The organism is Mucilaginibacter sp. OK268 (assembly GCF_900103125.1).
Classification (GTDB): domain Bacteria; phylum Bacteroidota; class Bacteroidia; order Sphingobacteriales; family Sphingobacteriaceae; genus Mucilaginibacter.
In genome coordinates this window covers 948,089-961,320 of record NZ_FNJV01000003.1, presented here as the reverse complement: position 1 = coordinate 961,320, position 13,232 = coordinate 948,089, and the positions used below count along the sequence as shown (strand labels likewise).

The 13,232-nt window shown below is 42.7% G+C and carries 9 protein-coding genes; 3 read left to right on the top strand and 6 right to left on the bottom strand.

Annotation, left to right across the window (positions count from 1 at the left end):
• Positions 1-64 precede the first annotated feature (64 nt).
• The 3 genes from BLR84_RS14415 to BLR84_RS14405 all read left to right on the top strand — a co-directional run bounded on the left by BLR84_RS14415 (position 65) and on the right by BLR84_RS14405 (position 1,891).
• Positions 65-508: a carboxymuconolactone decarboxylase family protein gene (locus tag BLR84_RS14415; RefSeq protein ID WP_090469046.1), complete on the top strand. Its 444-nt coding sequence runs from the start codon at positions 65-67 to the stop codon at positions 506-508.
• Positions 509-534: 26 nt separating this feature from the next.
• Positions 535-1,353, top strand: coding sequence for an MBL fold metallo-hydrolase (locus BLR84_RS14410; RefSeq protein ID WP_090469043.1), 819 nt, complete (start codon positions 535-537; stop codon positions 1,351-1,353).
• A 70-nt stretch (positions 1,354-1,423) separates the two neighbouring features.
• Positions 1,424-1,891 (top strand): hypothetical protein, encoded by a 468-nt coding sequence (locus BLR84_RS14405; RefSeq protein ID WP_143013906.1) that lies wholly within the window; start codon positions 1,424-1,426, stop codon positions 1,889-1,891.
• Positions 1,892-1,941: 50 nt separating this feature from the next.
• On the opposite strand, the gene BLR84_RS14400 is transcribed toward BLR84_RS14405, so the two are convergent.
• From BLR84_RS14400 to BLR84_RS14375, 6 genes are all read right to left on the bottom strand, one after another.
• Positions 1,942-3,117: an alginate lyase family protein gene (locus BLR84_RS14400; protein WP_090469037.1), complete on the bottom strand. Its 1,176-nt coding sequence runs from the start codon at positions 3,115-3,117 to the stop codon at positions 1,942-1,944.
• Positions 3,118-3,120: 3 nt separating this feature from the next.
• The gene (locus tag BLR84_RS14395) at positions 3,121-5,580 is read right to left on the bottom strand and encodes a glycoside hydrolase family 2 TIM barrel-domain containing protein (protein WP_090469034.1); all 2,460 of its coding nucleotides are present in this window, start codon (positions 5,578-5,580) and stop codon (positions 3,121-3,123) included.
• Positions 5,581-5,598: 18 nt separating this feature from the next.
• Complete coding sequence (locus BLR84_RS14390; RefSeq protein WP_090469031.1) at positions 5,599-6,795, bottom strand: alginate lyase family protein; 1,197 nt, start codon at positions 6,793-6,795, stop codon at positions 5,599-5,601.
• Between the two features lie 6 nt (positions 6,796-6,801).
• Positions 6,802-8,268 carry a RagB/SusD family nutrient uptake outer membrane protein gene (locus BLR84_RS14385; protein WP_090469029.1) on the bottom strand — a complete coding sequence of 489 codons (1,467 nt, stop codon included), beginning with the start codon at positions 8,266-8,268 and terminating at the stop codon, positions 6,802-6,804.
• A gap of 26 nt (positions 8,269-8,294) precedes the next feature.
• On the bottom strand, positions 8,295-11,453 hold the full coding sequence (locus tag BLR84_RS14380) for a SusC/RagA family TonB-linked outer membrane protein (RefSeq protein ID WP_090469026.1): 3,159 nt from the start codon (positions 11,451-11,453) through the stop codon (positions 8,295-8,297).
• Between the two features lie 577 nt (positions 11,454-12,030).
• On the bottom strand, positions 12,031-13,068 hold the full coding sequence (locus BLR84_RS14375; RefSeq protein WP_090469023.1) for a LacI family DNA-binding transcriptional regulator: 1,038 nt from the start codon (positions 13,066-13,068) through the stop codon (positions 12,031-12,033).
• Between the last annotated feature and the right edge of the window lie 164 nt (positions 13,069-13,232).

Genomic DNA, 13,232 nt, shown 5'->3' with positions numbered 1-13,232 from the left:
ATGTCTGGACTATATAAGTAGTCCAATAATGTCTGAAATTAGATGATAATTAATCTAACCAGACATGAAACGGAGAATGAACATTGACGAGGCAGAGCCCCGTATTTATAAGGCCATGGCTGTTGCCGATAAACAGTGGGCTGAATTTGAACTCGACCGCCGCCTGCAGGAACTGATCAGGATACGCGTATCCCAGATCAACGGCTGTGGTTATTGTATCGACTATCATACCAAAGATGCCATCGCCCTTGGCGAAACTACCCAACGACTTTTCGCACTGGCCACCTGGTGGGAAACCCCATTTTTTACCGAAGAAGAGCAGACTATTTTACAATTAGCTACAGAGTTAACCCGTATTGCCGATCATGGTGTATCCGATAAAACTTATGAAAATGCACTGAGACTGCTGGGTAAACAAAAGCTGGCACAGGTCATATTTGTAACTACAACCATCAACAGCTGGAACCGGATAGCTATTGCTATGCACCTGGTTGCGGGTGAGGATTAATAACAAGAAGCATCGTAAATAAAATTATGGAACCAGTAAAAAATACATGCTGTACCTGCGGTACACAATATAAGGCAGAATTGTCATCACCAGAAGTTTGCCCGATATGTAATGACGACCGGCAATACCTGGCCGAAGATGGTCAAAATTGGACTAATTCAGCCGAAATAGTGGCCAATCATCAAGTACAGATCAGGGAACTTAGTCCTACGCTTTTCTCCTTTCAGGTAACACCATTATTCGCGCTTGGAAACAGGGCTTTATTAACACTTTCGCCTGGGGGTAGTATTTTATGGGATTGCATTCCGCTGCTTAACCAGGAGGTCATTGATTTTATCAGATCAAAGGGAGGAATAAAAGCCATCGCATTTTCGCACCCACATTTTTATAGTAACGTGAACGAGTGGGCAGAGACCTTTGATTGCCCGGTTTATATTAATGCTGCTGATGAGCAATGGATGCTTAACAAAGGCCCGCGTATCACATTTTGGGAGGGAGCTGAACAGCAGTTGTGGGATGGTATCTCCATCATCAACACCGGTGGGCATTTCCCGGGCAGCAGCGTACTACGGGTGCCACGCTTATCTGCAGAAGGCGCATTACTTACCGGCGACAGTATCTATGTAGCCAAAAGCAAAAAACATTTAGCCTTTATGTACAGCTACCCCAATGTTATTCCCTTACCTGAGAAGGAGCTAACTGAGGTGATCAAACGGGTAGACAATATCCGGTTTGATACTATCTACGGCGGTTTTGAGTGGCAAAATTTAACACAGGTAGCCAGGGAAGTTTTCAAATCATCTGTGAAACGATATGGGATCAGTTTAGGAGTCCCGATATATTAATGAACTGAAAAGAATAAGTGGTTGTAGCGAAATGCTTTGGTGTGCCGTAAGGGTTATAAACCTGCATTTTATGAAATCGCTTAAACCTAATTTTATCAATGTTTTGCATGGCATACTGATTTGTACGCTGTTAATAACAGGGGCATGCAAAAAGGAAAAGAAACCAGTAACTGAACCTGTTAAAAACCTTGTTGGAGGATGGGTAGATGTAAGCCAGACGCCTAATTTTGAGACCCACTTAAATTTCGGGGGACTTGGCGAATTTACCTATACGTTAGTCCATTATGGCAACCCAACTACTCAAACTTCGTATACCGGGACTTATATAACAAAAGGGGATAGTTTAAAAGTTACGATCAAAGAAATGGCTGAGCAAAATGGCCAAAACCCTGTAGTTAAAACGCCAAGTAATGTCAAGCTTTATGATAATACCACATTTACGCTTGATGCTAACCTATTAACCTTAAAATATATCACCTATCCGGCCGACGCCCCGGTATTAACCGAATTTAAATTTCACAGACTATTACCTAATTAATGATACAACATAAAAAAGCCCGGCTCAATTGAACCGGGCTTTTTTATGTGTTAATTGAGCCAAATAAGAGGATGCCTTACCGGTAAGTTTCTAATGATCTCTTCATCAGTAGGAGCGTGATCCAGTTTTTTCCAGGTATTGAGCCAATCGGCATTACCATAGGTTGCTGCGCCAAAAACTAATGAGGGTTGGGCAACAGGCCAGCTTTCCCAGTGCATTACATCATGTGCATAAGGCCAGGTATTTTTATCTTTTAAAAAGGGATATAGAAACTCGATCCCTTTTTTGATGGACCGGCCATCTGGTGTTTGATAGGTCCACAAGTTATCGTTTTTGTCGCTTAGTATCTGGCAAAGGGTGGTCATGGCATCCAGGTTAAATATAGAATAGCCATAGGGTTTAGTGCGTTTTAACTCTAAGGGGAAACTACCATCTGCTGCTATCTGGCTGGGTAGTAATACTTCTTTAAAGCGGTTGCGGCAAAAATCCATCACCTCCTTATTGCCCGTAAATTTGGCAAAGCAAGCGGTTTGCATGGCCCAGCAAGTACCGTGATTATTTTTAGCGCTCATTTCGTCCTTACCATATGGATGAGTGGTAAGCCAGGTAATATATTGGGTAAACCACCCTTTAATACCCGCCAACGTTTGCTGATCAATCAAGGATGAGTTTTGCATCGCTTCCAGACCCTGAACCACCTCCATTAATTGTATGGTATCAATAATACCTATACCGCGACCAGTGGCCACACCTTTGATGGCTTGAGCATATTGCAGGTTAGGGTTCATCATGGTTTCGGGGTTAATGAACCAGGCTTTCAGGTGCCAGATGGCTTGTTTAACATACTTTTTATCACTTGTGATCTGATAAGCCGAGGCTAATGCACCAATAATACGGCTGAAACGGATCATAGCCAGACGATGGGCCACAAAATTCCCAGGATTGGTTAACCCATCCTTTTGTATATATGGCCCGTTAGGGTCCTGTGGATTTGGCCACCAATAATCGCCTTCGGAGTAAAAATCATGTTTACCTCCCGAGCTGCGCGGACAAGTTTCGGCGGTAACTGTTACCGGATCCTGTTTAAGCGCCCAGGCGGCTTCTTTTAATATATCGGCCTTTAATGTAGCTGTTACCTGTTGTTTAACAGGCAACCCTGTGTCTGTTTGCCAGCTTAGCAAAAGCAGGGGCAAACAAAGAAATAATAGATACCGTATTTTAAACATAACTTATAAATTAATAAATGCTGTCGATAAGCCCGGCGATTGTACACCCACCACGCTTTTGCCATTATTTGTTTTTATACTGATTAAAGCGCGACCATTATAGGCTTGCACTTTGCGTGAGCCTCTTGAAGTACCCAGATCATCTATCAAAGTACCATCGCCGGTCAGTGAAAACGTGATCCAGTTTACCGCATCAAGGCATTGTACACCTTTGCTGTCTTGCAGTTTTACTTGAATAGTAGCTTCTCCGTTTTCATCTTTCACTTTTTCGATCACTATTTTGGCTGGCTTACCCCATTTTTCGGTCTGGTATTGCTGACTGATCTGGTCGGTAACGGTTTGTTTGCCTTTATGGGCTACTACTTTGATGTCGTTGTTACCTGCCTGTAAAGGTACCATCCAACGCAAGCCTGCCGCTGGAAAATCCTGGCTGTTGCGTTTTTTTATGCCATAGCTTTTACCGTTCACAAAAAGTTCGGCATTGTCACAATTGGAATATACTTTTACCATCTTTTCTTCACCGGGATCACCCCAGCGCACGGGCCAGCTATGCCCGTAAATATGGGCCATAGGTTTATCTGTCCAATAGGATTGAAATACGTAGTAAGACTCTTTAGGGGTAAGATCGCGTTCAACCACACCCTTCTGATTCATGTAGGGGATAGGGTTATCCGGGCGGATAGGGGTCGAGAAATCTTTAAAGATCCAAAAGGCCGAACCTGTAAGCCATGACATAGTTTCCTGTTCTTTTAAGTGCCAGTCGAACAGGTTACAGATATAGCTTTCGCTCCAGTCACCGTCTTTTGATGCACGGGCTGCACCACCGTATAAAGAAGCGTCGCCCAGACGTTCGTCTGTTCCAGTTCCAGCCTTGATATTGCTTAATGCTTTATCCGGATTTTCGGAATGGCGCAGGGCATGACTGTCACCGCCCCATTCGGCATGGAAAAAGCGTTTTACTTTTTTAAATTCTTCTTCGGAAGTGGCCTTATACTCGGTAAATAAGCCACGGTACCAACCTGCCCAGATAGAAGGAGAATATACATCGGGTATATCTTTACAGAAATCACAACGTCTGATGGTGGTTTTGCGTGAAGGATCCAAACGATGGGTCAGATCATTCTGCGCTTTCATGAACTCGTGGATCTTTTCTTTATCAAACACCGGGAAATCGCCCTCCCAGTCGTTCTCGTTACCCAATCCCCAAAGAATAATGGCCGGATGATTAAAATGCTGCTCGATCATGTTAGTCATCATTTGTTTGGCCTGGTTCTGATACCCTTCGCCGCCTAAACCACCACGGCACCAGGGTTCTTCTTCCCAAACCAAAATGCCCAGGCTGTCACATAAATTCAATATGGTTCGGGACTGCTGATAATGACCCAACCTGATAAAGTTTACACCCATATCCTTCATCATCTGCATTTCCTGATGCATCATACTATCGGTCATGGCTTCGGCTACGCCGGCCTGATCTTCATGGCGATGCGTGCCGCGTAATAGCAAGCGTTTTCCGTTCAGATAAAATGGCCCGTTATCAGCAAATTCAAAATTGCGGAAGCCGACTTTTTCGGTTTGTACATCAACCTGATCTCTATATTTAACGGATACTTCAACCGTGTACAAGGCCGGATTGGCCGGTGACCATAATTTGGGTTTCTTAACCTGGAATGAGCCAATAGAAACATCGCCGGTTAAATTGCTTAATTGAAAAGTTTTATCAGCTACAACTTTTCCCTGAGGGTCGATCAGTTTAATCAAACCATCGGCAGTAGAGCTATTAGCCGGGTTATAAAATCTGGCTTTAATCTGTAGTTCGCCTTGTTTACCTTCTTTATCTGTTTGTGCCGAAGCAAATATTTTATCCAATGAAACAGCTGGGGCATACACCAGGTTCAGGTAACGGTAAAGCCCACCATAAACATTAAAATCAGATAATTGCGAGGGGATGGTTTCCAGATCACGAGAGTCATCACATCGGATCTCCACCGGGATGCGCCCCTTAAATCTTTTTTGATAAACATCAGTCTTTCTAAAATCTTCTACCGCCTGGGTTATATCTACCGTCCACTCATCATAGCCACCCAAATGAGCGCCTACTTTGGTGGTGTATACATACACTTCGGTTTTTTGCCCGGCACCTTCAAAATGGAGCAGGGTATGGCCATTAGCATAAGGATTTTTAATATCCAGTTGGGTGCGGTACCAGCCCGGTCCCTGGTAATAATGGGTATCCGGATCAACCGCATCTCGGGAGTTGAAACAATGGGGCAGGGTTACCTTTTGCCAAACCGGAACACTTTCGGGGTTACCGGGCGTAACCGGACGCACGGCTTCCCATACACCACCGATGTCCTGCTTTAAAAACTCCCAGTTACCGGTAAGTCTTGTTTTTTGCTGGGCATAACTCAACTGGCCCGAGATGCAGATAAAAGTTAAAAAGGATAATATTGATCTTTTCATAAGTATATTAAAAACCTACTAATTGATATCGTTTAACCGATTTTTTAGCGGATGCTCTTTTAAATATTGTTTGAAGATATCATCGGGATAAACAGTCGCCGCGGCGTGAACAATACGGGTGAATGTACCGTAGGTGAACGGCTCGATTTGTTCGTGCGTCCATGCTTTTTGTTTAAGTGCGTAAGGCATGAGCCAGTTGATAGCTGTTTTGATGCCTTTGCCGTCGATGGTTTGTTCGTGCCAAAGATCTACGTTGACTAAAGCCGCCATTTTGGCCAGGCGGCACCAGCCCCAAAGGTTCATGTTGGCATAACCCCATGATTTGGTACGGATGAGTTCCAGCGGCATAGCGCCATCTGGCGTAAACTGCTGATCGATCCTGGCGATGGTGGTTTGCCGTAAGGTTTGTTTTGCCAAAACATCATTACCGGTAAATAGGGCAAAGTCGACTACCTGCAGGTCATAGTAAGTACCATGATTATTGATCTGGTTATGTTCCGATTTGCCGTTTTTACTGGTTACCAACCAGTCCAGGTATTGTTTGTACCATTGTTTTACGCCGCTTACCAAACTGCTGTTGATGTTTTGGCTTGATCGCAGCAAGGTGAGCATGTCCGGGATAACCGTTAAACCCGTAGTTTCGATAATGCCAATACCCCGACCATCATTAAGTCCGGGAATATATTGTGCATAATTTAAATTGGGGTTCATCCGGGTAGCTGCATCTATGAACCAAACTTGCAGTAAACTTTTAACTTTCTGTGTATATTTTTCGTTACCTGTAAAGTACCAGGCCAGCGTGAGTTGCTCCACACTATTGCATAAGCTGCCCATCTGACTGCCGTCATGCAATAAATAAATTTCGGGGTTTCGCCTGCCATCTTTGCGGATGTAGGGTTTACCATCTTTTTTGGAGGAGTCGGCCCACCAGTAGGGCGCCTGACTTACATAGTCGTGCTTATCATTACTTGGGGCCAGTTTAGTTTTGTGATAAGTTACCGAATAGGGGCCTGCACTAAGGAGACTATCGGCACGGGTAATCAGGCTATTAACCTGCGCTACCATGGCCGTGTCTTTATTTTGATATTGTTGTTTACATTGCTCAAGCGTTTGCTCATCAAGCAGTATAAAAACAGTTTTACCAGCTTTGCGTTGTGCAAAGCTGGTAAAATATAGGGGTATTAACAGAAATAGGGTGATATGTCTGTATGTCATAATGGGTTAATATCCTGGGTTTTGAGATAAATTTGGATTCACATCACGCTCTGGCTGCGGAATAGGTAGTAGCAACAGGTTGTCGGGAAGTGTAAAACCGTTTATAGTCTGTTCAACTTGTTTAATGCGCCCCAGCCTGATCAAGTCCCAGCGACGATGACCTTCCACACAAAGCTCCCGGGCGCGGTCTTTAACCAACGTATCAATAAAAGCGGAAGGTGTAGGGGTATTAGCCAAATCAAGGTGTGATGCAGATAAGCCAGCTCTATCCCGTACGGTGTTTAAGCCGTTAAATTTGGCAGGATCACCTGGATTAAGATTGTTCATCGCTTCTGATTGCATCATCAATACATCGGCGTAACGCAGTATGATCCAGTTCATCCGGGAGTTATTACTTCCCTGTACCCACTGTGGATCTTTATATTTACTGATCCATGGAGAAACGGTTGTGGTAACTCCTTTTGAATCGGTTACCTTGTTGGTTACGTTCCAGGCTTTCCTAACATCTGCGCCAAAATAAAGACTATTGAATACATAGGGGTTAGCCACAAATGATCCGGAACCACCACCTGCCAGCGGCGTAAACATGCGCACGGTTATATTTTGCGTGGTAGTAGTGTTATTGCTGCCAAACTGTACATCAAAAATATGCTCTGTTTGTTGCGGGAAATATTTAATATCCCAGTTAAATACATCAGTATAATTTGGCATCAGTTTATAAAGTCCGGAGTTGATCACTTTATTACATTCGGTAAGGGCATTCTGATTATCAGATGGATCGGCAAAAGTGGTGCTTGCTCTTTGCAGATAAACACGGGCCAGCATGGCTGATGCCGCGCCAGATGATACCATCCCTTTGTTGGCTGATGAGATCTTATCTTCGGATAAGCAATTGGCTTCGGCAAACAACAGATCGGCTATGGCTTGTGCATAAACCTTGCTGGCAGCCGTTCTCGATGGAGAAAAATCAGGATCGCTTTTGTCAATAACAGGATGGGTGATCAATGGAACATCACCAAAGCTTTTTGCCAGGTCAAAGTAAGCCATGCCGCGTAAAAAGCTGGCGTTACCCAAGAGGTTGTTCTTTGTAGGAACATCCATGGTGATCTTGGGCACGTTAGCCAAAATATCATTAGCCCTGCTAATCAGCTTATAGCTATTTACCCACCAGTTATTTATTTCGATGTTTGATGGGGTGTAAGTTAGCTTGTACATATCAATACGCTCCTGGTTTTGCGTAAGCAAGGGGATAAGGCAATCGCCCGAAAGTTCACCCATAATGTAAACCGTACGCTGATAATAAGCCTGGGGTTGTAACTGACTCAAGGCGCCAACAACCGCAGCCTGCGCATCGGCAGCACTTTGATAAAAGTTGATATTAGTTAAAACGCTGGTTGGTTTTTCATCTAACAGCTTGTTGCAGGAAGAAAAGGTTAACCCTGCCAAAGCACATAGTATATATATTTTTTTCATGATTTCTCTATTTAAATAATTACCGGTTACATGCCTAATCTTAAGCCCAAGGTGTAGGTTTTAATATTTGGATATGGATTATAGTCGGTACCTAATGAAGTATAGTTTCCGCTTGAGGTATCATAAGTATTCACTTCCGGATCATAACCTGAATATTTGGTAATGGTGAACATGTTTTGACCTGTTACATATATACTGGCCGATTTGAATATCTTACTAACTTTTGGCAATGGCAGATTATAGTTTAAAGTGATGGTTTTAAATCTTAAATAGCTGCCATTTTCTAAAATGTCGCTGGTTGGACCTAAACTGCGGCGCAAAGTACTGCCCACACTTGGCAGGGAATTATCAGAACCCGGCATACCAAAGCTTCTGGTTAATACATAGGCTAATTTATTATCGCCGGTGGTTCCGTTTTCGGTCTCAATTTTATTCTCGTTCATGATCTTGTTACCGTAAACGCCTTGTATCAAAACAAACAGGTTAAACTGCCCTACGGTTAAATTACTGTTAAAGCCGTAAGTGAATTTTGGTAAGGCATTACCGATGATGGTACGATCAGACGCGTTGATGATATGGTCGCCATTTAGGTCTTTATATCTCGGATCACCTGGTTTAAGCGTATTGGTGATTCCACTTGCCGTAATTTGCTGGGTTGATTGCCATATGCCATCATATACATAGCCATAAAATGAGCCGATAGGTTTACCTACCTGCAATATAGATGAGTTTTGACCGCCTGGATATAAGCTGGAGCTCACGGTACCAGTAAGTACACTTTGAGGGCCTCCCAGATCTAATATTTTATTGATGTTTTTGGCAAAGTTGATGCCTGTAGTCCACTTTATAAATTGCCCGCTGATGTTGGTAGTATTTAAAGCAAGTTCGATACCGCGGTTACTCATAGCACCCAGGTTGTCCTGAAAAGTAGTAAAGCCGGTTGTTGAAGGCACAGGGCGCTGGAATAATAATTTAGTGGTTTTTTTATCATAAACATCGGCATTAAAGGTAATGCGGTTGTTGAGTAAACCCAGATCTAAACCAATATTGTATGACCGGGTCTGTTCCCACTGTAAATTATCATTGGGGATATTATTGGGTGAAAAACCAACATTACGGCCACCGTTAAGTACGTAGCTATTTAAAGCATACTGCGCGTAAGGTGAATTTACAGGGATACTCTGGTTACCCACGATACCATAACCTAAACGTAGTTTCAGATCGCTAATGGTTTTGATGTTCTGCATAAACTCTTCGCTTGATACCCTCCAGGCTAATGCACCTGATGGGAATGTACCCCAACGATTATTAGCACCCAGAGCCGAAGAACCATCCCGGCGTACGGAAACGGTTAATAAATATCTGTCCATGAGGCTGTAATTTACCCTGCCGATAAATGATGCCAATCGGCGTCCGTTTGCAGTTGATGTGGCATTTAAGCTGGTACCCGCGCCCAAACCATCTGTACCTAAGTTGTTGGTAGTTAATGATTGTGCGGTTGCTGTACTGGCCCGGTATTGGGAGTTTTGATAGGTAAACCCTGCTAATGCTGTTATCGTATGTATCTTATTGAAAGTGGCATTATAGGTTAACGTGTTTTCATTTAACCAATCCAGATTGGAAGGGTTAATGATCGACGAATAACCATTGGTGGTTAAGCCCAGGTAGGTAGTGTTCGGTCTAAAGATCCTTTCTTTTTCGAAACGGTCATCAGTACCAAAGCTCGACCTGAATTTTAGGTTTTTTGTTATCTGGTATTCGCCATAAGCGTTAATGAACAAACGCAGCGAATTGTCAACATCTGTATTTAAGGTAGCTGCCGCGATAGGGTTACCTAATATATCAGCATATCCGGTAGGGCCATTTTGAAAAGTAAACGCGCCCGTAGCATCATAAACTGGTACAGTAGGACTTATGCGTAAGGCATCAAGCAAAGTACCACCGCCGGCACCACCGCTGGTATTTACGTTAGCGATATTCTGCTGATCATAAGATACCTGGGAATTAAGGCCAAATGATAGTTTTTTACTGATATCATGTGTGAAATTAAAACGTAAGGTACCACGTTTATACCCCGAATTAAGAATAATACCTTTTTGATCAAAATAGCTGAAACTTACCAGGTATTTGGTAAGCTCGCTGCCGCCGCTTATGGAAAGGTTAGCATTGGTAACAGGGGCCGTGCGGAATAATTCTTTTTGCCAGTTGGTACCGGCACCTAAGCTATTGATCTGATCCTGAGTAAAAGGTAGTGGTTTGGGTGTTTTTGAGCCTACATTGTTATAAGCGGTTACCGAATCAAGATACACGGCAAATTGCGACGCATTCATCAGATCCAATATTTTGCCCACTCTTTGAACGCCGGAATATACATCGGCCGAAACAATATTTTGGCCCGCTTTACCGGTTTTGGTAGTGATGATAACTACACCATTCGCACCACGGTTACCATAAATTGCTGCTGCAGATGCATCTTTCAACACATCCATAGTAGCAATATCATTAGGGTTTATGGCTGATATATCGGCGCCGGCATAACCATCAACTACATATAATGGCTCGCTGCTGTTAGTAATGGAGTTGGTACCCCTGATGCGTACACTAAAACTGGCACCCGGTTGCGCGTTGGTTTGTGTAACCTGCACACCGCTCACCTGCCCCTGTAATAACTGGGCTGTACCAAAAACAGGAGTTTTGGTAACGTTGGTTAAATTGGTAGAAGTTACCGCGCCGGTTACATCGCGTTTCTTTTGAGCGCCATAACCTACAACTACAACCTCATTCAGGTCTTTGGCATTGTTTAATAATTGAACATCAATGGTTTTACGTCCGTTAACCGGTATTTCCTGGGTGGTGTAACCTATGGTTGTGAATACCAGAACAGCATCATTATCTGGTACTGTAATAGAATATTTACCGTCAATATCGGTAGTGGTACCTGCTTTTGTGCCTTTTATCTGTATACTGGCTCCGGGGAGGGCTAAGCCCCTCTCATCGGTAACGCGACCGGTTATTTTTATATCAGCCGCGGCTTTTAAGTTAACGGCTGATTTGATTGTTTTCATTGGCATAGCTCCTGGCCTTGCGCCAACGCTTGCAAAAGCACCGGTAAGCAAAAAGCAAATAAGTGCTAATTGCAATGAGGTGCTTCTGAATACGCTAAAAAATAAAGCTTTTATCTTCATAATTCTTTGTTTATTGTATTAATTAGGTTAAAAATTGGCAATAAGATTCCCGTGCAACTTTCGTTACTTAATTTTTTTGAGGAAACCTTAAATGAGGGGGAGAGGTGTCTGTCGCCAGACTTTTTGTCTGTTATTCTTTCATATTCAACTTGTTTGGGTAAGCACTGGTTTTATTGGTTTTTAGGTGGTTATTAGTACGTTTTATTACACTGTCAATAAATTTTATGACTGTACGCGGGTTTTCTATCATTAATGCAAACGAGTATTGATTACACTTACTATGTTTGATGGTTGATCAATAGCATTTACATAATATGAAGGTACAACCTGATACATACAGCAAACTTTAATAATTAATACAGGGTTTATAAATGGGTGATCGCCTTATTCAGGCGAAAGGCACATATCAAAAGTACCTACATTTGATACGGTGTTTTACACTTTGCCCCAATTTTATTTACGCAATCGTTTTCGAAAAATTAGGAATTGTAACTTTCTTCTTACACTAAGGTGTTTTTCAGAAATATGAACTGTTACAAGGATTGTCCAGGAATCTTTGGGGAATGATGGAGAAGTTTTATTTGTGCTTACTGGCTGATGAACTCCTGATAAATAGTTCGGTAGGTAAAATCACATTCTCAAATTCGGTAATTGGGCGTTTGCTGTTAATGATACTCAACAACATTTCGGTTGCTTTTCTGCCGATTTCAAAGGCGGGCTGATGTACCGATGTAAGCGAGGGGTTTAATACATCGGCCAGTACGGTATTAGAGAAACCAACCAATGCAACATCTTGTGGTATTCTGATATTTTTTCTGTGCAGCAAGGTCATGGTAGATGTTGTAATTCGGTCAGAGGCCGTCAGGATCGCATCAGGACGTGGTTCTGATGCCATCAGTTCATCAACGGCTTGCTCCAACTCATCCAGGTTAAGACCACCATGAAGACAATATTTGATGTATTGTTCCTTTACTTCAATACCTTTTTCTACAAGCGCATCTATATAGCCAGCCAGCCTTTGTTTAGTAACCGATGATGTTACCGAACTGGTGATATGCGCAATATTTTTATAACCCGAATCGAGCAGGTGCGTAGTGGCTTGGTAGGCACCACCAAAATTATCAACTATTACTTTATGTGTTTCTATTTCAGTACTAACCCTATCAAAGAAAACAATAGGTAAGCCTTGCTGCTGCAACTTTCTGAGATGTTCTACATCGGCTGTTTCGGTTGCAATGGAAATTAACAGGCCATCAATTGCCCTGTGGATGAGATGCCCTACATTTTGTACTTCCAGATCATATGATTCATGGCTCTGGGTAATGATCACATTATACCCCTGGCTATAGGCTTCTGACTCCATGCCATTAATTACCTGCGAAAAAAACTGGTTGTCTATACTGGAAACTACAATGCCGATGGATTTGCTATGCCCTTTTTTGAGACTTTGGGCCATAGGGTTAGGACGGTAATTGTGTTTTTGGGCAAACTCCATTACGAGTTTTTTGGTTTTTTCGCTGATCTCATAACTGTCTCTCAGTGCTTTAGAAACAGTAGAAACGGATAGGTGTAATTCCCTGGCTATATCCCTTATAGTAATGGCATCAAAATTCATAATTGGCTCTCTCCCGGCGACTCAACAAGTATATGAGTATTTTCTTAAAATTAGATAAAAACATCGACTAAACAGCATTTTTACCCACTTTTGCGAAAAAGTTGTATCGAAAAATCCATTAAAGCCCAGGTTGCATAACGTCAACTCAAACGTTTGCGTAAAAA